The organism is Scandinavium sp. (assembly GCF_051650185.1).
GTDB lineage: Bacteria > Pseudomonadota > Gammaproteobacteria > Enterobacterales > Enterobacteriaceae > Scandinavium.
The window spans coordinates 1-20,417 of sequence record NZ_JBOFIN010000113.1; the positions used below are offsets into that span (position 1 = coordinate 1).

Annotated in this window: 25 protein-coding genes; 13 read left to right on the forward strand and 12 right to left on the reverse strand. The window is 53.0% G+C overall.

Annotated features, from left to right (window positions below; translation table 11 throughout):
* On the reverse strand, positions 1 to 116 hold a 116-nt coding region (gene rplU, locus ACRCWW_RS15115; RefSeq protein ID WP_438683150.1), incomplete at its 3' end, for a 50S ribosomal protein L21.
* Between the two features lie 257 nt (positions 117 to 373).
* Between rplU and ispB the strand changes: the two genes are divergently transcribed.
* Both ispB and sfsB read left to right on the forward strand, forming a co-directional pair.
* A complete protein-coding gene (ispB, locus tag ACRCWW_RS15120) occupies positions 374 to 1,345 on the forward strand; it encodes an octaprenyl diphosphate synthase (protein WP_438683133.1) in 972 nt (323 codons plus the stop codon).
* A gap of 186 nt (positions 1,346 to 1,531) precedes the next feature.
* Positions 1,532 to 1,801 (forward strand): DNA-binding transcriptional regulator SfsB, encoded by a 270-nt coding sequence (gene sfsB / locus ACRCWW_RS15125; protein ID WP_404657559.1) that lies wholly within the window; start codon positions 1,532 to 1,534, stop codon positions 1,799 to 1,801.
* Between the two features lie 59 nt (positions 1,802 to 1,860).
* Here sfsB and murA read toward each other — a convergent pair whose 3' ends face one another.
* The 7 genes from murA to mlaF all read right to left on the reverse strand — a co-directional run bounded on the left by murA (position 1,861) and on the right by mlaF (position 6,654).
* Positions 1,861 to 3,120, reverse strand: a complete 1,260-nt coding sequence (gene murA / locus ACRCWW_RS15130) for a UDP-N-acetylglucosamine 1-carboxyvinyltransferase (protein WP_438683134.1) — start codon at positions 3,118 to 3,120, stop codon at positions 1,861 to 1,863.
* A gap of 52 nt (positions 3,121 to 3,172) precedes the next feature.
* A complete protein-coding gene (gene ibaG / locus ACRCWW_RS15135) occupies positions 3,173 to 3,427 on the reverse strand; it encodes a BolA family iron metabolism protein IbaG (RefSeq protein WP_404657561.1) in 255 nt (84 codons plus the stop codon).
* Between the two features lie 124 nt (positions 3,428 to 3,551).
* Positions 3,552 to 3,842, reverse strand: coding sequence for a lipid asymmetry maintenance protein MlaB (gene mlaB / locus ACRCWW_RS15140; protein ID WP_438683135.1), 291 nt, complete (start codon positions 3,840 to 3,842; stop codon positions 3,552 to 3,554).
* The gene (gene mlaC, locus ACRCWW_RS15145) at positions 3,842 to 4,477 is read right to left on the reverse strand and encodes a phospholipid-binding protein MlaC (protein ID WP_438683136.1); all 636 of its coding nucleotides are present in this window, start codon (positions 4,475 to 4,477) and stop codon (positions 3,842 to 3,844) included. The genes mlaB and mlaC overlap by 1 nt, the downstream gene beginning before the upstream one ends.
* An 18-nt stretch (positions 4,478 to 4,495) precedes the next feature.
* Complete coding sequence (gene mlaD, locus ACRCWW_RS15150) at positions 4,496 to 5,047, reverse strand: outer membrane lipid asymmetry maintenance protein MlaD (protein WP_438683137.1); 552 nt, start codon at positions 5,045 to 5,047, stop codon at positions 4,496 to 4,498.
* A 4-nt stretch (positions 5,048 to 5,051) separates the two neighbouring features.
* A complete protein-coding gene (mlaE, locus tag ACRCWW_RS15155; protein WP_438683138.1) occupies positions 5,052 to 5,834 on the reverse strand; it encodes a lipid asymmetry maintenance ABC transporter permease subunit MlaE in 783 nt (260 codons plus the stop codon).
* Between the two features lie 7 nt (positions 5,835 to 5,841).
* Positions 5,842 to 6,654 carry a phospholipid ABC transporter ATP-binding protein MlaF gene (mlaF, locus tag ACRCWW_RS15160; RefSeq protein WP_438683139.1) on the reverse strand — a complete coding sequence of 271 codons (813 nt, stop codon included), beginning with the start codon at positions 6,652 to 6,654 and terminating at the stop codon, positions 5,842 to 5,844.
* 209 nt (positions 6,655 to 6,863) lie between these two features.
* On the opposite strand from mlaF, the gene ACRCWW_RS15165 reads away from it, so the two are divergent.
* The 11 genes from ACRCWW_RS15165 to npr are packed head-to-tail and all read left to right on the forward strand — an operon-like array spanning position 6,864 to position 14,751.
* On the forward strand, positions 6,864 to 7,841 hold the full coding sequence (locus ACRCWW_RS15165; RefSeq protein WP_438683140.1) for a calcium/sodium antiporter: 978 nt from the start codon (positions 6,864 to 6,866) through the stop codon (positions 7,839 to 7,841).
* A gap of 14 nt (positions 7,842 to 7,855) precedes the next feature.
* Positions 7,856 to 8,842 carry an arabinose-5-phosphate isomerase KdsD gene (gene kdsD / locus ACRCWW_RS15170; protein ID WP_438683141.1) on the forward strand — a complete coding sequence of 329 codons (987 nt, stop codon included), beginning with the start codon at positions 7,856 to 7,858 and terminating at the stop codon, positions 8,840 to 8,842.
* A 14-nt stretch (positions 8,843 to 8,856) separates the two neighbouring features.
* Complete coding sequence (kdsC, locus tag ACRCWW_RS15175) at positions 8,857 to 9,423, forward strand: 3-deoxy-manno-octulosonate-8-phosphatase KdsC (protein ID WP_438683142.1); 567 nt, start codon at positions 8,857 to 8,859, stop codon at positions 9,421 to 9,423.
* A complete protein-coding gene (gene lptC / locus ACRCWW_RS15180; RefSeq protein WP_438683143.1) occupies positions 9,420 to 9,983 on the forward strand; it encodes an LPS export ABC transporter periplasmic protein LptC in 564 nt (187 codons plus the stop codon). The genes kdsC and lptC overlap by 4 nt, the downstream gene beginning before the upstream one ends.
* On the forward strand, positions 9,964 to 10,521 hold the full coding sequence (lptA, locus tag ACRCWW_RS15185; RefSeq protein ID WP_330983989.1) for a lipopolysaccharide ABC transporter substrate-binding protein LptA: 558 nt from the start codon (positions 9,964 to 9,966) through the stop codon (positions 10,519 to 10,521). The genes lptC and lptA overlap by 20 nt, the downstream gene beginning before the upstream one ends.
* A 6-nt stretch (positions 10,522 to 10,527) precedes the next feature.
* Positions 10,528 to 11,253, forward strand: coding sequence for an LPS export ABC transporter ATP-binding protein (gene lptB / locus ACRCWW_RS15190; RefSeq protein ID WP_330983990.1), 726 nt, complete (start codon positions 10,528 to 10,530; stop codon positions 11,251 to 11,253).
* Between the two features lie 48 nt (positions 11,254 to 11,301).
* On the forward strand, positions 11,302 to 12,735 hold the full coding sequence (rpoN, locus tag ACRCWW_RS15195) for an RNA polymerase factor sigma-54 (RefSeq protein WP_438683144.1): 1,434 nt from the start codon (positions 11,302 to 11,304) through the stop codon (positions 12,733 to 12,735).
* A 22-nt stretch (positions 12,736 to 12,757) separates the two neighbouring features.
* Entirely contained in the window at positions 12,758 to 13,045 is a 288-nt protein-coding gene (gene hpf / locus ACRCWW_RS15200; protein ID WP_330983992.1) for a ribosome hibernation promoting factor, read from the forward strand.
* A 57-nt stretch (positions 13,046 to 13,102) separates the two neighbouring features.
* Positions 13,103 to 13,594 (forward strand): PTS IIA-like nitrogen regulatory protein PtsN, encoded by a 492-nt coding sequence (ptsN, locus tag ACRCWW_RS15205; protein ID WP_438683145.1) that lies wholly within the window; start codon positions 13,103 to 13,105, stop codon positions 13,592 to 13,594.
* Positions 13,595 to 13,627: 33 nt separating this feature from the next.
* Positions 13,628 to 14,482: an RNase adapter RapZ gene (rapZ, locus tag ACRCWW_RS15210; protein WP_404657572.1), complete on the forward strand. Its 855-nt coding sequence runs from the start codon at positions 13,628 to 13,630 to the stop codon at positions 14,480 to 14,482.
* Complete coding sequence (npr, locus tag ACRCWW_RS15215; protein ID WP_330983995.1) at positions 14,479 to 14,751, forward strand: PTS phosphocarrier protein NPr; 273 nt, start codon at positions 14,479 to 14,481, stop codon at positions 14,749 to 14,751. The genes rapZ and npr overlap by 4 nt, the downstream gene beginning before the upstream one ends.
* 88 nt (positions 14,752 to 14,839) lie before the next feature.
* Here npr and mtgA read toward each other — a convergent pair whose 3' ends face one another.
* From mtgA to ACRCWW_RS15235, 4 genes are all read right to left on the reverse strand, one after another.
* Positions 14,840 to 15,565, reverse strand: a complete 726-nt coding sequence (mtgA, locus tag ACRCWW_RS15220) for a monofunctional biosynthetic peptidoglycan transglycosylase (RefSeq protein WP_438683146.1) — start codon at positions 15,563 to 15,565, stop codon at positions 14,840 to 14,842.
* Positions 15,562 to 16,215 (reverse strand): isoprenoid biosynthesis glyoxalase ElbB, encoded by a 654-nt coding sequence (elbB, locus tag ACRCWW_RS15225; protein ID WP_438683147.1) that lies wholly within the window; start codon positions 16,213 to 16,215, stop codon positions 15,562 to 15,564. The genes mtgA and elbB overlap by 4 nt, the downstream gene beginning before the upstream one ends.
* A gap of 238 nt (positions 16,216 to 16,453) precedes the next feature.
* Positions 16,454 to 18,781: an aerobic respiration two-component sensor histidine kinase ArcB gene (arcB, locus tag ACRCWW_RS15230; protein WP_438683148.1), complete on the reverse strand. Its 2,328-nt coding sequence runs from the start codon at positions 18,779 to 18,781 to the stop codon at positions 16,454 to 16,456.
* Positions 18,782 to 18,941: 160 nt separating this feature from the next.
* Complete coding sequence (locus tag ACRCWW_RS15235; RefSeq protein WP_438683149.1) at positions 18,942 to 19,871, reverse strand: TIGR01212 family radical SAM protein; 930 nt, start codon at positions 19,869 to 19,871, stop codon at positions 18,942 to 18,944.
* Positions 19,872 to 20,417 lie beyond the last annotated feature (546 nt).

The window sequence follows — 20,417 nt, forward strand, 5'->3', positions numbered from 1 at the left end:
AGAACTTCAGCGAACTCAACAGTTTCGCCAGTTGCGATGTCCAGCTTTTCCAGGCGAACGGTCTGACCTTCGCTTACTCGGTGTTGTTTACCACCACTTTGGAAAACCGCGTACATATAAAACTCCGCTTCCGCGCACATCCTCGTGTGATTCAGAGTGCGCTATAAATATTCACAATAGGGCGCGAATATTACGCAAAACGAGAGCCTTTGACAAGAGTGTTTGTCGTTCCATGCAGAAAAAAAATACAACCCGCACGGTAACGTTTATCTGCGTCGTTTTTTCAGTACAATCAGGGCTACAATTGTAAACCAATCTCTTCGTTATCCCTTATGGATAAGCGGTAAACAGGACATTAAGCCCGGCTTTTGCGATGAATTTAGAAAAAATCAATGAGTTAACCGCGCAAGATATGGCGGGAGTGAATGCGGCAATCCTTGAGCAGCTCAATTCTGACGTCCAACTGATCAACCAGTTAGGCTATTACATCGTCAGCGGAGGCGGGAAACGCATTCGTCCAATGATCGCAGTTCTGGCAGCTCGCGCTGTTGGCTATGAGGGAAATGCACACGTCACTATCGCTGCACTGATCGAGTTTATCCACACCGCCACCCTGCTGCATGATGACGTTGTGGATGAATCTGACATGCGTCGAGGTAAAGCCACCGCGAACGCGGCGTTTGGCAATGCTGCCAGCGTTCTGGTGGGCGATTTTATCTATACTCGTGCGTTCCAGATGATGACCAGTCTGGGATCGTTGAAGATCCTTGAAGTGATGTCCGAAGCCGTTAACGTGATTGCAGAGGGTGAAGTACTGCAATTGATGAACGTCAACGATCCGAACATTACGGAAGAGAACTACATGCGGGTTATCTACAGCAAAACCGCACGTCTGTTTGAGGCCGCCGCGCAGTGCTCAGGGCTCCTTGCTGGTTGCACCTCCGAACAAGAGAAAGGGCTGCAGGACTATGGCCGTTATCTTGGCACGGCCTTCCAGTTGATTGACGATCTGCTCGACTACAGCGCAGACGGCGAAACACTGGGTAAAAATGTCGGCGACGACCTTAACGAAGGTAAGCCAACGCTTCCTCTGCTGCATGCCATGCGCAACGGCACACCAGAGCAAGCCGCGATGATCCGCCAGGCTATCGAAGAAGGCAATGGTCGCCATTTACTCGAACCTGTGCTGGAAGCCATGGCCGCTTGCGGTTCTCTGGAATGGACCCGTCAACGTGCTGAAGAGGAAGCAGACAAAGCTATCGACTCTCTGCATTCTCTTCCAGACACGCCATGGCGTGAAGCGCTGATCGCCCTCGCGCACATCGCTGTCCAACGCGACCATTAATCTGTTCCCGCGCTCTGCGCGGGAAAGTTCTGTTAAAACACCCTCTCCTGTTCGCGCCCTGCAACATCTTAATTTAATCCGAATATCCCTTCCCTTTACTTGAACTTTTTAGAACTTCACCGCTTTCGGCGCTATAGTATGACCCCCACCAGAAAGGGGTTATTGGTTTATCAACAGGGAGAAAGTATGGATAAATTTATCGACTGGCATCCTGCAGATATTATTGCCGGACTGCGCAAAAAAGGAACATCGTTAGCGGCTGAATCTCGTAAGAATGGCCTTAGCTCATCAACACTGGCTAATGCGCTTACCCGACCATGGCCGAAAGGGGAGATGATCATTGCGACAGCATTGGGCACGGACCCATGGATCATCTGGCCATCGCGTTACCACGATCCAATCACTCACGAGTTTATCGACAGAACACAGCAGAGAAGACAACTGAAAGAGAAGTGAGTCAATCCAGCAACCCCCACGTCGGCTAAGACGGGGGGATGCCAGACTGAAGAGCGATATTACTCGCCTTTGATACGTTCGATGTTAGCGCCCAGCCCACGAAGTTTATCTTCGATACGCTCGTAGCCACGATCGATATGGTAAATACGTTCTACAACCGTAGTCCCTTCCGCAATGCATCCTGCCAGCACCAGGCTTGCAGAAGCACGCAGATCGGTCGCCATTACCTGAGCACCGGAGAGTTTCTCAACACCATGGCAAATCGCGGTATTACTTTCGATTTCTGCATGAGCACCCATACGGATCAGTTCCGGTAAGTGCATGAAGCGGTTCTCGAAGATGGTTTCCGTTACCACACCCGTTCCTTCCGCCACCAGGTTTAACAGAGTGAACTGTGCCTGCATGTCTGTTGGGAAACCAGGATGTGGCGCGGTGCGCACGTTGACCGCTTTCGGACGTTTACCGTGCATGTCGAGGCTAATCCAGTCTTCACCGACTTCGATATCCGCACCTGCTTCACGCAGTTTCGCCAGTACCGCATCCAGCGTATCTGGCTGAGCATGGCGACAAACGATTTTCCCGCCAGAGATAGCAGCAGCCACCAGGAACGTACCGGTTTCGATACGGTCTGGCAGTACACGATACACACCGCCACCCAGACGCTGTACGCCCTCGATGGTAATACGGTCGGTACCCTGGCCCGTGATTTTCGCGCCCAGCGTGTTGAGGAAGTTAGCCGTATCGACGATTTCCGGCTCGCGCGCGGCGTTCTCGATGATGGTCGTCCCTTCGGCAAGCGTCGCGGCACTCATAATGGTTACGGTGGCGCCTACGCTCACTTTATCCATCACGATGTGGACGCCCTTAAGGCGGCCATTCACGGAAGCTTTAACGTAACCTTCTTCTAGTTTGATTTCCGCGCCCAGTTGCTCAAGACCGGTAATATGCAAATCGACCGGACGTGCGCCAATCGCGCACCCCCCCGGCAGAGAAACCTGGCCCTGACCAAAACGAGCCACCAGCGGCCCCAGTGCCCAGATAGAAGCACGCATGGTTTTCACCAGCTCATACGGAGCACAGAACACGTTCACGTTGCTGGCATCGATCCAGACAGATCCGTTGCGATCAACTTTGGTGCCCAACTGGCTCAGCAGCTTCATGGTGGTGTCGATGTCTTTCAGCTTCGGCACGTTCTGAATTTCTACTGGCTCTTCCGCCAACAGTGCCGCGAAGAGGATCGGCAGCGCAGCATTTTTAGCGCCGGAGATGCTCACTTCGCCCTGAAGACGCGTTGGCCCCTGTACACGAAATTTATCCATTCGTTGATATCTCTTTTAAAATTCACCTGCGCGAAGGGCGACTGCCCGTCGCTCAAAAACCGTTGAGCTTGCGATCGCGTTCCCATTCGGTCGGGGTATACGCCTTGATCGACAGGGCATGAATGCGGTTATCAGCAATGTATTCCATCAGCGGGGCATAAACGGCCTGCTGCTTCTTTACCCGGCTCATACCATCAAACAGACTGCCCACGGCAATAACCTGAAAATGACTGCCATCGCCAGTGACGTGGGCTTCCTGGAGGGAGAGTGCGTTCATGAGCACTGTCTGGATTTCATGATTTTCCATGGGGTAATTTCATCTGATAGTGAAAACAGCCCAATATCTTAGAGGAAAGTGAAGCGGTCTTAAACAAACAAAAAGCCCCGACGCACAAAACGTTGAGGCTTTTAAGAATAATGCATTGAATACGTTAGGGGATCAGGTCGGCGGGCAGGTTGTAAAGTTGCACCAGTGTATTCATCTTTTCGCTTTTACCGACGATATTCACCTGCTTCCCCTGAGCGCGAATGAGCGCCGCCAGATGGATAAGCAGCGCAACACCTGCGGTGTCCACACGGCTGATCTGACTGAGGTCAATCGTATCGACGCCCTGAGTGGCCTCTTCGCGAGCTTCCCAGAGGGGAACCAGAAAATCCTGATCAAGTTCCCCCTGCAGGCGTAATTGCCCTGCTTCCCGCGTCCAGCGAAGTGAATCGGCCATTACTTTTTCTGTTCCAGAGTAATTGGCTGCTTAGAAATGGACTGCAGCTGCGCGGTCAGGCCATCAATGCCTTTGGTACGCAGCAGATCGCTCCACTCATTCTGTTTGGTGGTGATCATGCTGACCCCTTCGGCAATCATGTCAAATGCCTGCCAGTTGCCCGTTTGAGTATTCTTACGCCACTGGAAATCAAGACGTACGGGTGGGCGGCCATTAGGGTCAATGATGGTCACGCGAATCGGTAAAATCGTCGCATCGCCCAGCGGTTGTTCCGGTGCGATTTGGTAAGTTTGCCCATGATACATCGCTAATGCCTGGCCGTAAGCCTGCTTCAGGTATTCGTGGAACGCCGCAAAATAGGCTTCACGCTGTGCTGGCGTCGCATCACGGTAATAGCGGCCTAACACTAAAGCTCCCGCATACTTCACCTGAACGTACGGCAGCAATTCCTGGTCCACAATCTGACGGAGATAATCCGGGTTAGCACGGATTTTTGGCTGCTCGTTCTTGAGGCGGTCAAAAGTTTTCTGTGCCGCTTCGCTCATCAGTTTATAAGGGTTTGACTGATCGGCTGCAGTAGCCGCCGTCAGCGGGGCAATCACCAGCATGGCAATCATGAGTACACGTTTGAACATGAAGTAAGTCTCCTGAAATTAGTGCGTCGTTCCAGCCGGCGCGGCTGTATCACTATGGTCTTCCGCCGGGCTTTGCGCATCGCCTGTCGTCTTAGTGTCGCTACCTTTACTGTTGTAAAGGAACTGGCCAATGAGGTCTTCCAGCACCATGGCTGATTTCGTGTCCTGGATAGTGCTGCCTTCTTTAAGCATAGACGTCCCCATTTCCGGATCGTCAAAACCGACATTCAGCGCCAGATACTGCTCGCCCAGCAAACCTGAAGTGCGAATAGCCAGCGAGCTGGTGTCCGGGATCTGGTTGTATTTCTCTTCGATATCCAGCGTCACGCGAGGCAAGTATGTCTTAGGATCGAGCGTAATATCGGCCACACGTCCTACGACAACGCCCCCAATACGTACCGGTGAACGCGCTTTCAGGCCGCCAATATTATCGAAAGTGGCGTACACCTGATACGTCGGTTCAGTTCGTAAAGAGGTGACGTCTGCCGCTTTCAGGCACACAAAGAGCGCAGCCAGAAATGCAACTAACAGAAATACGCCTACCCAGATTTCACTTTTTTTCGTTTGCATGAACTCAATTCCCAAACATCAGTGCAGTCAGCACAAAATCCAGCCCCAGCACCGCCAGCGACGAGTGCACCACGGTGCGGGTCGTTGCCCGGCTGATCCCGGCGGAAGTGGGGATCGCATCATAACCGTTGAACAACGCAATCCACGTTACGGTGATGGCGAAGACCACGCTTTTAATCACGCAGTTCACCAGGTCCATTCTCCAGCCCACGGCATTTTGCATCGCCGACCAGAAGAACCCCGCATCAATACCTTTCCAGCTCACGCCCACCAGAGAACCACCCCAGATACCAACGGCAACGAAGATGATAGTCAGCAGCGGTAGCGAAATAACACCCGCCCAAAAACGTGGGGCGATCACCCGGCGCAGCGGATCCACCGCCATCATCTCCATGCTGGAGAGCTGCTCGGTGGCGCGCATCAGGCCAATTTCCGCGGTCAGCGCAGACCCTGCGCGCCCCGCAAACAGCAGAGCCGCAACCACAGGCCCCAGTTCGCGCAGCAGCGACAGCGCCACCAGCATGCCAAGGCTGGTTTCTGCGCTGTAGGTCGTCAGCACCAGATAGCCCTGAAGGCCAAGCACCATACCGATAAACACGCCCGAGACGAGAATGATCAACATCGACAGCACGCCGACGTTATATAGCTGACGCACTAGTAACGGCGCATGCTTGCGAAACTCGGGCTTGCCAACGATGGCGTTGAATAACATCAACCCAGCCCGCCCAAAAGTTCTCAGGGTTTTAATCCCCCGATGACCCAGCGAAGCCAGTGCATTTAACAGCATGAGTAACTTAACTCCCTGTTCCAAGAAGATCGTGACGGTATTCTCCCGCCGGATAGCGGAACGGCACCGGGCCATCGGCGATACCATCGAGGAACTGACGCACACGCGGATCGCTGTTTTCCTGCAGCGATTGCGCGCTGCCATGAGCAACGATTTTTTTATCGGCCACGATATAGGCGTAATCCGCGATGCTCAGCACTTCCGGTACATCGTGAGACACCACAATGCATGTGACGCCAAGCGCGCTATTGAGCTCCGAAATCAGTTTTACCAGCACCCCCATGGTGATCGGGTCCTGACCGACAAAGGGCTCGTCGAACATGATGAGATCGGGCTCAAGTGCTATAGCACGAGCCAGTGCGGCGCGGCGAGCCATCCCGCCAGACAGCTCAGAAGGCATCAGTTTAGCTGCACCACGCAATCCGACCGCTTCAAGCTTCATCATCACCGTGCTTTTCAGCAACGCAGCAGGCAGACGCGTGTGTTCGCGCAGCGGATAGGCGACGTTATCGAAAACATTCATATCGGTAAACAACGCGCCGGACTGAAACAGCATGCTCATCCGCTTACGGACTGCATACAGGCGCGAGCGAGACATGTTCGGCACGTCTTCGCCGTCGAAAAGAATTTCACCGCTGTCAGGCGGAATTTGCCCGCCAATGAGACGCAGCAGTGTTGTTTTGCCGATCCCAGACGGCCCCATGATGGCGGTAATCTTCCCACGCGGTACCGACAGAGAGATGTTGTCGAAAATCGTACGCGTACCGCGAGTAAAACTGACACCACGGACATCGACCAAATTATCCGGTTTCTGGTTCATAGGTTATCCCTGGAAAAACCTCATCAGGTTAAGCATGGCGTGTTATGACGCCAATAACCCATCATTTTTACAGAATCTTACCCGCCGTGGTTAGCGAAAGCAGGCATTTGTTTTACTTTTTCAACGCATAAAGTCAAAATTAAGAATTCGTCTACGCCTTGCGTGTGGTGCAAACTGGCTGGCGATTATACCTGAAGAAAGGACTTTAGATGCTTTTAGCGACGGCTCTGTTAATAATTGGTTTACTTCTGGTGGTCTACAGTGCCGATCGTCTGGTCTTCGCAGCTTCGATACTTTGCCGCGCAATGAATCTTCCGCCGCTGATCATTGGCATGACGGTCGTCAGCGTCGGCACCTCATTACCCGAGATTATTGTCTCTGTAACCGCTTCTTTTCACGGACAAATCGATCTTGCCATTGGCACGGCAATCGGCTCGAATATCATTAACATTCTGCTGATCCTGGGCCTGGCGGCGTTGCTGCATTCATTTACCGTCCATTCCGATATCCTGCGCCGCGAATTGCCGCTAATGTTAGTCGTAAGTCTTTTCGCCGGATTTGTGCTGTATGATGGGCGGCTGACCCGAATGGATGGCTGCTTCCTGTTTGCCCTGGCTGCATTGTGGCTGTTTTATATCGTGAAAATTGCCCGGCTCGCCGAGCGACAAGGCAACGACAGCCTGACGCGAGAACAGCTTGCCGAGCTGCCGCGAGAAGGCTCTTTGCCCGTCGCCTGTCTGTGGCTTGGTGTGGCGCTGATTATCATGCCGATGGCGACCCGTATGGTGGTGGATAACGCCACCGTGCTGGCGAACTATTTTGCGATGAGCGAACTGACAATCGGCCTGACCGTTATCGCTATCGGCACCAGCCTGCCGGAGCTTGCGACGGCGATTGCCGGCGCACGGAAAGGAGAAGACGATATCGCCATCGGTAATATCATCGGCTCCAACATTTTTAATATCGCTATCGTGATGGGCATTCCGGCGTTAGTTGCGCCTGGAGAGTTCAACCCGTTGGCGTTTAGCCGTGATTACGGTGTGATGGTGCTGGTCAGCGTGATTTTTGCCCTGCTGTGCTGGCGTCGAAAACCGCAAATTGGTAAAGGCGCAGGCGCGTTGTTGACGGGCTGCTTTATCGTTTGGCTGGCGTTCCTCTGGTGGGGCACGCCGTTTTTCGCAGAGTGAATCGGGATAACATTATGTCGCAAATAGATTTGCAACCGGATTTTGACTTTCAGCAGGCAGGCCTTGAGGTGCTGGAGATTGAACGTGAAGGTCTGGCTCAGCTCGATCAATACATTAATCAGGACTTCGCCCTCGCCTGCGAGAAAATAGCCGATTGCAGCGGCAAAGTTGTCGTCATGGGCATGGGCAAATCCGGCCACATTGGCCGCAAGATGGCTGCGACGTTTGCCAGCACCGGCACGTCCTCTTTCTTTGTGCATCCTGGTGAAGCCGCACACGGCGATCTGGGCATGGTCACGCCACAGGATGTGGTCATTGCCTTATCCAACTCTGGCGAATCTAACGAAATTCTGGCGCTCATCCCGGTACTTAAACGCTTGCAGGTGCCGCTTATCTGCATGACCAGCCGCCCTGAAAGCAGCATGGCGAAAGCCGCCGATATCCATCTTTGTGTCAGCGTCCCCAAAGAAGCCTGCCCGCTCGGGCTTGCCCCAACGTCCAGCACCACGGCGGCGCTGGTGATGGGCGATGCCCTTGCGGTTGCTTTACTGAAAGCCCGGGGTTTCACTGCTGAAGACTTCGCGCTCTCACATCCCGGCGGCGCACTTGGACGCAAATTGCTTTTACGCGTCAATGACATCATGCACACTGGTGACGAAATTCCCCAGGTCAGCAAAGACGCCTCCCTGCGCGATGCGCTGCTGGAGATCACGCGTAAAAATCTGGGCATGACCGTTATCTGCGACGACCAAATGCAAATCGAAGGTATTTTTACCGATGGCGACCTGCGCCGGGTATTCGATATGGGCGTGGATGTGCGAGACCTCAGTATTGCTGATGTCATGACTCACGGTGGCGTTCGCGTTCGCCCGGGCATTCTGGCTGTCGATGCCCTGAACCTGATGCAGTCCCGTCATATCACCTGCGTGATGGTTGCTGATGGCGACCATCTGCTGGGTGTGTTACATATGCATGATCTGCTGCGCGCTGGCGTAGTGTAAGTAAGGAAAAAACAATGAGTAATGCTGGCGCGTCGGTAACGACCTGCTATGGACCGGTCAGTACGCAGGTCATCGAGCGGGCGGCGAAAATCCGTTTGCTGATCCTCGATGTGGATGGCGTTCTGTCTGACGGTTTGATTTATATGGGCAACAACGGTGAAGAGTTGAAAGCCTTTAACGTTCGCGATGGCTACGGGATCCGTTGTGCGCTGACTTCAGGCATAGAAGTTGCAATCATCACCGGACGAAAAGCTAAACTGGTAGAAGACCGCTGCAAAACGCTGGGCATTACCCATCTGTGGCAGGGGCAGTCGGATAAGCTCATCGCTTACCGTGAACTGTTGAGGACGTTATCTTTGCGTCCGGATGAAGTGGCTTATGTCGGTGACGATCTGATTGACTGGCCAGTAATGGCTGACGTTGGCCTGAGTGTTGCCGTCGCAGATGCCCATCCTCTGCTGCCGCCACGCGCGGATTACGTTACCCGCATTGATGGCGGACGTGGCGCGGTGCGTGAAGTCTGCGACCTGCTGCTGCTGGCTCAGGGCAAACTGGATGAAGCCAAAGGGCAATCAATATGAGTAAAACCAGACGTTGGGTTATCATTCTGCTTTCACTGCTGGCGCTGGTGCTGGTTGGCTTTAACCTGGTCGATAAAGACGACACCACGCAGACCGTGGTCAGCAATAACGATCCGACGTACAAAAGTGAGCACACCGATACGGTGGTTTACAGCCCTGAAGGTGCGCTGAACTACCGGTTAATCGCAGAGCATGTCGAGTATTTTTCCGATCAGGCCATTTCCTGGTTCACCCGACCGTTCTTAACCACTTTTGACGTCAATAAAGTGCCGACATGGTCCATCAAGGCCGATAAGGCCAAACTGACGAATGACCGTATGCTGTATCTTTACGGACACGTTGAGATCAACGCGTTGACGCCGGACTCTCAACTTCGCAAAGTCACGACGGACAATGCCATTGTGAATCTGGTCACTCAGGATGTGAGTTCAGACGATCTGGTGACTTTGTACGGTACAACATTTAATTCCAGCGGCCTTAAAATGCGCGGCAACTTACGCAGCAAAAACGCCGAGCTGATTGAAAAGGTGAGAACCTCTTATGAAATTCAAAACAAATAAATTCAGCCTCAAGCTTGCTCTCGCCAGCGCTTTGCTGGCCGCCAGTCTGCCAGCACTGGCTTTGACGGGCGATACCGATCAGCCAATTCACATTGAGTCCGATCAGCAATCCCTCGACATGCAGGGCAACGTGGCAACGTTTACCGGCAACGTCATCGTGACTCAGGGCAGTATCAAAATTAATGCCGATAAAGTCGTGGTGACGCGTCCTGCGGGCGAAAAAGGCAAAGAGACGATTGATGGCTACGGTAATCCCGCCACCTTCTATCAGATGCAGGACAGCGGAAAGCCTGTTAAGGGTCACGCCTCCAAAATGCATTACGAAGTTGCCAGCGATTTGGTCGTCCTTACCGGCAAAGCTTATCTGGAACAGCTCGACAGCAATATCACCGGTGACAAAATTACCTATCTGGTGAAAGAGCAAAAAATGCAGGCGTTTAGCGAAAAAGGTAAGCGCGTAACAACCGTTCTGGTACCGTCGCAGCTGCAGGACAAGAGCGGCGCCAACAAACCGGCTGAGCAAAAGAAGAGTAACTAATACGTTATGGCAACATTAACTGCGAAGAATCTTGCGAAAGCCTATAAGGGACGTCGTGTTGTTGAAGACGTCAGCCTGACGGTCAATTCGGGTGAAATCGTTGGCCTGTTGGGGCCTAACGGTGCAGGCAAAACCACCACCTTCTACATGGTGGTCGGCATTGTGTCCCGCGATGCGGGCAACATCATTATTGATGATGAAGACATCAGCCTGCTGCCGCTGCATGCTCGCGCACGCCGTGGTATCGGCTATTTGCCGCAGGAAGCCTCTATTTTCCGCCGCCTGAGCGTGTTCGATAACCTGATGGCCGTGCTGCAAATTCGTGATGACCTCACCAATGAGCAACGTGTTGATCGCGCAAACGAGCTGATGGAAGAGTTTCACATCGAGCACCTGCGTGACAGCCTCGGTCAGGCGCTGTCCGGGGGCGAACGTCGCCGTGTCGAAATTGCTCGTGCGCTTGCGGCAAATCCGAAATTTATCCTGCTCGATGAACCGTTTGCCGGTGTTGACCCCATCTCGGTCATCGATATCAAACGCATTATTGAACACCTGCGCGACAGCGGTCTTGGCGTGCTCATCACCGACCACAACGTTCGTGAAACGTTAGCGGTCTGTGAACGTGCTTACATCGTAAGCCAGGGGCATCTGATTGCTCACGGCACGCCAGAACAAATCCTGCAAGACGAACATGTTAAGCGTGTGTATCTTGGGGAAGACTTCAGACTCTGATAGGGTAGTGACTACAGACATTTCTGGTCGGAGATATTTGCCCTGATTATGAAGCAAGGTTTGCAATTAAGGCTCAGTCAACAGCTCGCCATGACGCCGCAACTGCAACAAGCCATTCGCTTGTTGCAGCTTTCTACGCTCGAGCTGCAACAGGAACTCCAGCAAGCGCTGGAGAGCAATCCTCTGCTTGAGCAAACCGATCTTCACGAAGAAGTTGATTCGCAAGAAGAAACCGACAGCGAAGCCTTCGACACCGTCGATGCACTCGAACAAAAAGAGATGCCGGATGAGCTGCCGCTCGATGCCAGTTGGGATGAAATTTACACCGCAGGCACCCCTTCCGGCACCGGTACCGATTATCAGGACGACGAATTACCTGTCTATCAGGGTGAAACCACTCAATCCCTTCAGGACTATCTGATGTGGCAGGTGGAGTTGACGCCCTTTTCCGACACCGATCGCGCCATCGCTACCTCTATCGTCAATGCCGTTGATGACACGGGTTATCTCACGGCCACCGTCGAAGAGATCCTCGAAAGCATCGGCAATGAAGAGCTGGAGCTTGATGAAGTGGAAGCGGTGCTCAAGCGCATTCAGCGCTTCGATCCCGTTGGCGTGGCCGCGAAAGATTTACGCGACTGCTTGCTGATCCAGCTTTCTCAGTTTGCCAAAGAGACGCCGTGGCTTGAAGAAGCGCGAAAGATCATCAGCGATCACCTCGATCTGCTGGCGAATCACGACTTCCGTTCTCTGATGCGCGTCACACGCCTCAAAGAAGACGTGCTGAAAGAAGCCGTCACGCTGATACAATCGCTGGATCCGCGCCCTGGTCAGTCTATTCAGACCGGCGAGCCGGAATATGTCATCCCTGATGTTCTGGTCCGTAAAATCAGTGGCCGCTGGTCTGTCGAGCTCAATTCTGACAGCATTCCGCGCCTGCAGATTAATCAGCACTATGCAGGGATGTGCAATACCACCAAAAACGATGCCGACAATCAGTTCATTCGTAGCAATTTGCAGGAAGCTAAATGGCTGATTAAAAGCCTGGAAAGCCGCAATGACACGCTGCTGCGAGTGAGCCGTTGCATCGTTGAACAGCAACAGGCGTTTTTCGAGCAAGGTGAAGAGTTCATGAAACCCATGGTGCTGGCGGATATCGCTCAGGCTGTGGAAATGCATGAATCCACGATTTCACGCGTAACAACGCAAAAGTATCTTCATAGCCCACGAGGCATTTTTGAGCTTAAGTATTTCTTCTCCAGCCATGTGAATACCGAAGGCGGCGGCGAAGCCTCGTCCACGGCCATTCGAGCGCTGGTGAAGAAGTTAATTGCCGCGGAAAATCCCGCGAAACCGCTGAGTGACAGTAAGCTGACCTCCATGCTGTCCGAACAGGGTATCATGGTGGCACGCCGCACCGTTGCAAAGTACCGAGAGTCTTTATCCATTCCGCCGTCCAACCAGCGTAAACAGCTGGTCTGACACAACCGATAAGGAAGACACTATGCAGCTCAATATCACAGGACACAACGTCGAAATCACTGACGCTCTGCGCGAGTTTGTGAATGCGAAATTTGCGAAGCTTGAGCAGTTTTTCGAACGGATCAATCAGGTCTATATTGTGTTAAAAGTGGAAAAAGTGACTCATATCTCGGACGCCACCCTGCATGTGAACGGGGGCGAAATTCATGCCAGTGCGGAAGGGCAGGATATGTATGCCGCCATCGACGGCCTGATTGATAAGCTGGCTCGCCAGCTAACCAAACATAAAGATAAACTGAAACAACACTAATTGTCCGGGCGTACGCCTGTCCCGGTCCTTCGGGTCAGGCGGTACGCAGGTGAAATTATGATGAACAACGATTCGGCTCTGCAACTGAGCAATGTCCTTAACCAGGAATGTACCCGCAGTGCAGTTCACTGCCAAAGTAAGAAGCGCGCGCTGGAAATTATCAGTGAACTGGCCGCAAAACAGCTGAGCTTACCGCCACAGGTGGTATTCGAAGCGATCCTGACCCGTGAAAAAATGGGCAGTACAGGCATTGGTAACGGTATCGCCATTCCTCACGGTAAGCTGGAAGAGGATACGCTACGAGCTGTCGGCGTGTTCGTGCAACTTGAAACGCCTATCGCCTTTGATGCGATTGATAATCAGCCTGTCGATCTGCTGTTTGCCCTGCTGGTACCAGCCGATCAAACCAAAACCCATTTGCATACGCTCTCTCTGGTGGCAAAACGCCTGGCGGATAAGACTATCTGCCGTCGACTGCGCAGTGCGCAAAGCGATCAGGAGCTGTATGAAATTATCACTGGCGAAGAGGTCAGTGATGAGGATGCCTGACGGAAAAGTCGTAATGGTGAGGAGAAACGGCTGATGGTACTGATGATCGTCAGCGGCCGCTCGGGCTCAGGTAAATCTGTTGCCCTGCGCGCGCTGGAAGATATGGGCTTTTACTGCGTGGATAACCTGCCAGTAGTGCTGTTGCCCGAACTGGCGAAAAGCCTTGCCGATCGGCAGATTTCTGCGGCGGTCAGCATTGATGTCCGTAACATGCCGGAATCCCCGGAGATTTTCGAACAGGCGATGCAAAACCTGCCGGAGACGTTCTCTCCGCAGCTGCTTTTCCTTGATGCTGACCGAAACACGCTGATTCGTCGCTACAGCGACACGCGTCGCCTTCATCCGCTTTCAAGCAAGAATTTGTCGCTTGAAAGCGCTATCGATCAGGAAAGTGACCTGCTGGAACCTTTGCGTTCCCGCGCAGACCTGATTGTCGACACCTCGGAAATGTCCGTTCACGAACTGGCAGAAATGCTGCGTACGCGCCTGCTGGGCAAGCGTGAGCGTGAGCTGACGATGGTGTTTGAATCGTTCGGCTTTAAACACGGTATCCCGATTGATGCGGATTATGTGTTTGACGTTCGTTTCCTGCCAAACCCGCACTGGGACCCGAAACTCCGTCCAATGACCGGCCTCGATAAACCGGTGGCGGCGTTCCTCGACAGGCACACAGAAGTTCACAATTTTATCTATCAAACGCGCAGTTATCTTGAGCTATGGTTACCTATGCTGGAAACCAACAACCGTAGCTATCTGACGGTAGCGATTGGTTGTACCGGCGGTAAACATCGTTCGGTGTACATTGCCGAACAGCTTGCTGACTACTTCCGCTCTCGCGGCAAGAACGTTCAGTCACGTCACAGGACGCTGGAAAAACGTAAAACATGAGCGTAAAGCAAACCGTTGAAATCACGAATAAGCTGGGCATGCACGCCCGCCCGGCGATGAAGCTGTTTGAACTGGTGCAGACGTTTGATGCCGAAGTGCTGCTGCGTAATGACGAAGGCACTGAAGCGGAAGCCAGTAGCGTAATAGCGCTGCTAATGCTGGATTCCGCGAAAGGCCGTCAGATTGAGATAGAAGCCAGCGGCCCGCAGGAAGAAGAAGCCCTCGCGGCCGTTATCGCTCTGTTTAATGCCGGGTTTGATGAAGACTGATTGTCCTGCCACCATGTAGGCCCGGCAAACGCAGTGCCGCCGGGCAAGACAATTTGGCGGGTGGCGCTATGCTTACCCGCCCTACACCTTAATACAGCTTGTTATCCCGCATAAACGCTTCCCCGCCCAGCTGACGCATCTGGCGTAAAATCCACGCCTGTCGGCTGCGGATATAGCCTGAAGGCGCATCGGCGCGGAATGTAATCGGGTTAGGCAAGACGGCCGCCAGTAACGCCGCTTCTGACATTGTCAGCTTGCTTGCTGGCTTATGAAAATAGCGCTGCGAGGCCGCCTCAACGCCAAAAGTGCCCTCGCCAAATTCGGCGATGTTCAGGTAGACGGTCAGAATGCGCTTTTTGCTCCAGACGGTTTCAATGCCCACCGTTAAACCCGCTTCCATCCCTTTGCGCAGCCAGCTTCGGCCATCCCAGAGAAACAAGTTTTTAGCCGTTTGCTGTGACAACGTGGAAGCCCCGCGAATGCGGTTTTCGTTACGTTCGTTATGGGCCAACGCTTTCTCTATTGCACCAACATCAAAACCCCAGTGATCCGGAAACTTCTGATCCTCTGCGGCGATGACCGCCAGCCCCATCCACGGCGTCATCTCATCCATGCTCACCCAGTCAGAATGCGCGAGATAGTGGAAATTTCCGCTGAAAATCGCCCCTAATTGACGCTCGACCATCACGGCTGAAAACGGAACCGGCAACACGCTGAAAAGCGCGATACCGCCGCCCCAAAACACCACCAGCACCAACACAACCCTGAGCAATATACGTTTCAGCCAGGCCATCGGGGAACGCCGCCGACTCATTCGCTAAGCGCCAGTACGCGTGATACCAACTTTTCTATTCCTGTGGCCGCTTCGGCAATATCTTGCGCCAGCATATACGCTGGAGTGGTGACGACTTTGTTCTCTTCATCGACCACAATATCGTCCACCGGGCAAGGAACATGTTCTGCGCCCATCGCTTCCAGCACCTCGGCTGTATCGATATCAGTGCCAATAGTAATGCGTAATGGGAAGTCAAAAATCTTCGGCAACATCGCCGGAGCGATGCACATGAAACCGAGCGGTTTACCCGCCTGATGCATCACGAGCGTGAGTGCTTTTAACTCCGCATCGACCTGGCAGTCACTGCCCTGGGAAGCAAAATTGCTGAGGTTTTTGGCCGCGCCAAACCCGCCAGGGACTATCAACGCATCCAAATCGTCCACACGAGCCTGTGATAACGGCTGAATATCGCCGCGAGCAATACGAGCGGCTTCAATCAGCACATTGCGGCTCTCGGCCATTGATTCACCAGCCAAATGGTTAACCACATCAGACTGCCCTTTATCTGGCGCAAAACAGACGGCCTGCGCACCGTTACGAGCGATGGCCAGCAGGGTAATCACCGCTTCATGAATTTCGCTACCGTCATACACACCGCAGCCGCTCAGCACTACGCCAATTTTTTTCATCTCGCGTTTCCTTTAAGGCAACTGTCTGAAGCCCATGAATAATTTTGATTTAACTGCCATGCTTCACACATTTTACTGATTTACGTAACAAATAATTTAAGTTTTGCTATCTTAATGAGCGTGCAATCCATTCTCAGGTTGCGTCTGTTCAACACATGAAAACTCTAAAGGCGCAGCCACGTTTTCCCTGGTGTTGGCGCAGTATTCGCGCACCCCGGCCAGGCCGGGGTCATTTTTTTTATCGGTTCGCTACCCAGGCTTTCAGCGTCGCCACATCCTGTTGCCACTCGGTTTTCATCTCTTCAATCCATTCACCCACGTTATCCCACCATGCGGGTAAATCAGAGGTTTGAATTTGTTGCCCCAACTGCTGGATATGGCGCAGACCAATCGATCCTGCCGCCCCTTTGATTTTATGCCCTTCTTCAACAATGCCTTTCTGGTCACGGGCCGTCAGGTTAGATTCCAGCACCGCCAGATAGCCCGGCATCATCTTCTCAAACACAGCCAGCCCGTCAGTAATCAGTTTAGGTCCTACCAGCTCGAGATATTGTTCAAGCATATCGGTATCAAGTACGGCAGATGATTTGCTGTTGTCAGATGTCGTCACGCGGTTCTCCTCATCGTCACTGGTGTCCCAGAACTTTTTAATCATGGCGGTCAACGCAGGCACCGCCAGCGGTTTGCTGAGCACGTCATCCATGCCCGCATCGAGGTACTCTTTTTTGTCTTTCAGCACGTTGGCCGTCAGCGCCACCAGCGGCGGCAATTCATCGGCGTGATAGCGCTGTTTCAGCTCACGCGAGATATCCAGCCCGGTCATATCCGGCAGCTGAATATCCAGCAGCACCAGGTCATAGTCAGCAGGAGAGAACATCTCCAGCGCCGCGGTGCCGGTCATCGCCACGTCCACGCTGTTACCCAGTTTCTCAAGCACTGAACGCGCCACAATGACGTTGAGCTCAATGTCTTCGACAAGCAGCACGTGAAGCGCAGGCAGCGGCATCTCATCGTCATCCAGCGTATCTTCAACCTCTTCGGCTACAGCAGGCGCATGAACCGTTAAGGTAAAGGTGGAACCCTGGCCTGGCTGGCTGACCACGGTGATATCGCCGCCCATGCTCTTCGCCAGACGCCGTGAAACAGCGAGGCCAATCCCGGTACCCGTCGCAGGTTTTCCGCCCTGGCTGTCTTTCACCTGATAGTACATGGCGAAAATCTTGTCCTGCTCTTCCTGTGGGATGCCCATGCCGGAATCCTCCACCTCGAAGTGCAGCATCTCACCTTCACCATAGCGAATACGGACAGCGACAGTGCCCTGCTGGGTAAACTTGACCGCATTGCTGATCAGGTTCCAGAGGATCTGCCGCAGACGAGTGCCGTCCGTCGTGACCTTATGCGGCAAAGGGAGCGTCGGCTCCATCACGAAGCGCAGACCTTTCTGCTGCGCCTGCAAGCCCGACAGGTTTTCTAAATCCGCAAGGAAACCCGTGAAGTCGACCGGCTGGTTATCCAGCTGGACTTTCCGGCGCTCCATCTTATCCATATCGATGATATCGTTGAAGATGTTCCCCAATGTTACGGCGGAAACATGGATAGTTTTCAGATACTTCTCCTGCTCGGAGGTTAAGTCAGTGTCGAGCAGAATGCGGCTGAGGCCGACAATACCGTTCAGCGGAGTACGCAGTTCGTGGCTGATGGTCGAAATAAACGTGGTCTTATCGCGGCTCGCTCGTTCCAGGGCATCCTGATAGCGCTTACGCTCGGTAATATCACGGCCGAAGCCCATCAGGCCATGGCGTTTGCCGACGCGATCGTAGTACGGCACTTTACGGATTTCGAAGCAGGCTTTGCGCCCGTCCGGGTAATCGAGCCATTGTTCATAGGTGAGCGACACGTTGTGGCGGAAGACTTTCTCATCGGTTTCAATCACTTTTGCCGCCGCTTCCTCGGAATACACATCGGCGGGTCTCAGGTGAATCAGCTGCTTTTCACTTTTCCCGGTGAGCAATTCCATTGCGCGGTTACAGCCGGAGAACTCTTTGTCTTCGTTGCGGTAGAAGACCAAATCCGGGGAAGCATCGAGGAACGAGCGCAGGAAGGAAGACTGCTGTTCGAGTTGGATCTGAGTTTCCTCACGCTCTTTCATCTCAATTTTGAGCTGTTCCAGCGTGGTCTGACGTTCAGCTTCTGCCTTCTCGCGATCGCTGATTTCCTGATTGAGCTGCGCAATGTTGTCTTTGAGCTGTACGTTGAGCTTCAGGTCGCGGTCGCGCATCTCCTCAAGCTTCTCGACCAGCTTTGACAGACGCTGACGGGACTCCTCCAGTTGCTCCACCACTACCGACAGAAAATAGACCGCCCAGGGCGTAATCAACAAACCAAAGAAGATAGAGCGGATGACATCAATGCTTTCAACCTGGCCATGCAGAACCATGGTGACAGCCATCTGCACCACAATCGCCAGCACCACCAGCGCCAGCGCCAGCAGCATTGAGAAGCGTACCAGGCCGAGCTTCATCATCAGGTCGACATAGTACTGCGCAAGCATTCGAATTTGCTTCATAGGGATTTCCTTCACCACAACGTCGCTCAATAATACCCAATTCTGAGCAACGCGTTGAAGGTTGTGCGAAAAATGCGGGGAAGATTGGGGTTAGGTGCTGTCCGATGCCCGCTGCGGTGAAAATCTGCCCGGTCAGATTCCCTCTCCCACGGGGAGAGGGTTAGGGAGAGGGGGCAATCCAACCCTGGCCGAGCGCCGAACCCTGAACGCCGTGCTCGTTAAGGTATTTGTCGAGCTCCACCATGCCCGTCCAGCGGTTCTCACACCACAGCGGTGCCAACAATGTCGGGCGCCGGGCGTTGGCCGAGATTCGGTGATACACGATTTCCGGCGGCGTATGGCGAATCATCTCCCCCGCGGTGACGGTGTACTCATCCAGTTCAATGCCCTGAAGCCGTCCGGCTTCCCACGCTTTCGCCATAATGCTGCCAGCCACGATATGCAAAGGATGCAGCTTGATGCCATCGACGCCGGTATCGACCACTTTATCCAGCGTTTCCAGACAATCTGTTTGTCCCTCGCCAGGCAGACCCACAATCAGGTGCGTGCAAACCTTCAACCCGCGCTCACGCGCTAAACGTGTGGTTGCCTGATAGCAGGCAAAATCGTGACCACGATTGATGCGATGCAGGGTTTTATCCTTTGCGCTTTGCAGCCCCAGTTCAAGCCACACTTCGTAGCCCTGGTCTTTATACTCGCTCAGCAAATCGAGCACAGCTTCCGGCACGCAATCCGGTCTTGTGCCCACACACAGACCGATAATACTGGCCTGACTGACCGCCTGCTGGTACATGGAGCGAAGCACCTGCACTTCCGCAAAGGTGCTGGTGTAGGCCTGAAAATAAGCCAGATAGCGTTTGGCACGATTGACCAGATGTGCCTGATGGGCAAGCTGATCCACAATGGATTTATGCTGCTGAGCTTCGTCAGCAAACGAGGCGACATGACAGAACGTACAGCCGCCACGCCCGATAGTGCCATCGCGGTTTGGGCAGCTAAAACCGCCGTGCAGCGTAAGCTTATGAACCTTTTCGCCATGGCGACGTGAAAGATCCCCACCAAACATGTTGACTAATTTCTGTAACTGCATAATCTGATAGACCGCGCCTTTCAAAGAGGTGCAAAGCCTGCCATTTTTAGTCTCTTTCGGCGATGACCTGGATCAAGCGCCCCGTAGACCTTACATCTATTGCATAAACAATCAAGATAACTGCAATTTCATTCACCCTCAGGGTGATGACTTTTCCTTATATTTCCCCCTCAATTTTCACGATTGCCATCACAGATTAAAAACAGTGTCATCATGGGTATTCATGACCCTTCCCAGAATATTCTACTGCGATAAAAAGACCATTTAGCACAGATCCGAGATTATACCGCTTACTGATAGTGAGAGAGATCACATTCACCTGGGGTATCCCGGCAGGTAAATGCAATGTAAAAAAGCACAAATAATCTTATATATCATCTAATTAACAGCTTAGTAGCACATTTTTGTATCAATAAGATTGCCATTTGACCTGTGTGCGGATTCCCGATAAGTTGAGGATCCGCTGGAAGCTTTCTCGATGAGCGGTCTGCTCATCATATTTATGCAGTAATTGAGATTCCCTCTGAAGCAAGTCCGCAATACTTG

Excerpts from the sequence above, each read along its gene's own strand:
- ispB (WP_438683133.1), top strand. The coding sequence starts at position 374 with ATGAATTTAGAAAAAATCAATGAGTTAACCGCGCAAGATATGGCGGGA.
- sfsB (WP_404657559.1), top strand. The coding sequence starts at position 1,532 with ATGGATAAATTTATCGACTGGCATCCTGCAGATATTATTGCCGGACTG.
- murA (WP_438683134.1), bottom strand. The coding sequence starts at position 3,120 with ATGGATAAATTTCGTGTACAGGGGCCAACGCGTCTTCAGGGCGAAGTG.
- ibaG (WP_404657561.1), bottom strand. The coding sequence starts at position 3,427 with ATGGAAAATCATGAAATCCAGACAGTGCTCATGAACGCACTCTCCCTC.
- mlaB (WP_438683135.1), bottom strand. The coding sequence starts at position 3,842 with ATGGCCGATTCACTTCGCTGGACGCGGGAAGCAGGGCAATTACGCCTG.
- mlaC (WP_438683136.1), bottom strand. The coding sequence starts at position 4,477 with ATGTTCAAACGTGTACTCATGATTGCCATGCTGGTGATTGCCCCGCTG.
- mlaD (WP_438683137.1), bottom strand. The coding sequence starts at position 5,047 with ATGCAAACGAAAAAAAGTGAAATCTGGGTAGGCGTATTTCTGTTAGTT.
- mlaE (WP_438683138.1), bottom strand. The coding sequence starts at position 5,834 with ATGCTGTTAAATGCACTGGCTTCGCTGGGTCATCGGGGGATTAAAACC.
- mlaF (WP_438683139.1), bottom strand. The coding sequence starts at position 6,654 with ATGAACCAGAAACCGGATAATTTGGTCGATGTCCGTGGTGTCAGTTTT.
- ACRCWW_RS15165 (WP_438683140.1), top strand. The coding sequence starts at position 6,864 with ATGCTTTTAGCGACGGCTCTGTTAATAATTGGTTTACTTCTGGTGGTC.
- kdsD (WP_438683141.1), top strand. The coding sequence starts at position 7,856 with ATGTCGCAAATAGATTTGCAACCGGATTTTGACTTTCAGCAGGCAGGC.
- kdsC (WP_438683142.1), top strand. The coding sequence starts at position 8,857 with ATGAGTAATGCTGGCGCGTCGGTAACGACCTGCTATGGACCGGTCAGT.
- lptC (WP_438683143.1), top strand. The coding sequence starts at position 9,420 with ATGAGTAAAACCAGACGTTGGGTTATCATTCTGCTTTCACTGCTGGCG.
- lptA (WP_330983989.1), top strand. The coding sequence starts at position 9,964 with ATGAAATTCAAAACAAATAAATTCAGCCTCAAGCTTGCTCTCGCCAGC.
- lptB (WP_330983990.1), top strand. The coding sequence starts at position 10,528 with ATGGCAACATTAACTGCGAAGAATCTTGCGAAAGCCTATAAGGGACGT.
- rpoN (WP_438683144.1), top strand. The coding sequence starts at position 11,302 with ATGAAGCAAGGTTTGCAATTAAGGCTCAGTCAACAGCTCGCCATGACG.
- hpf (WP_330983992.1), top strand. The coding sequence starts at position 12,758 with ATGCAGCTCAATATCACAGGACACAACGTCGAAATCACTGACGCTCTG.
- ptsN (WP_438683145.1), top strand. The coding sequence starts at position 13,103 with ATGATGAACAACGATTCGGCTCTGCAACTGAGCAATGTCCTTAACCAG.
- rapZ (WP_404657572.1), top strand. The coding sequence starts at position 13,628 with ATGGTACTGATGATCGTCAGCGGCCGCTCGGGCTCAGGTAAATCTGTT.
- npr (WP_330983995.1), top strand. The coding sequence starts at position 14,479 with ATGAGCGTAAAGCAAACCGTTGAAATCACGAATAAGCTGGGCATGCAC.
- mtgA (WP_438683146.1), bottom strand. The coding sequence starts at position 15,565 with ATGAGTCGGCGGCGTTCCCCGATGGCCTGGCTGAAACGTATATTGCTC.
- elbB (WP_438683147.1), bottom strand. The coding sequence starts at position 16,215 with ATGAAAAAAATTGGCGTAGTGCTGAGCGGCTGCGGTGTGTATGACGGT.
- arcB (WP_438683148.1), bottom strand. The coding sequence starts at position 18,781 with ATGAAGCAAATTCGAATGCTTGCGCAGTACTATGTCGACCTGATGATG.
- ACRCWW_RS15235 (WP_438683149.1), bottom strand. The coding sequence starts at position 19,871 with ATGCAGTTACAGAAATTAGTCAACATGTTTGGTGGGGATCTTTCACGT.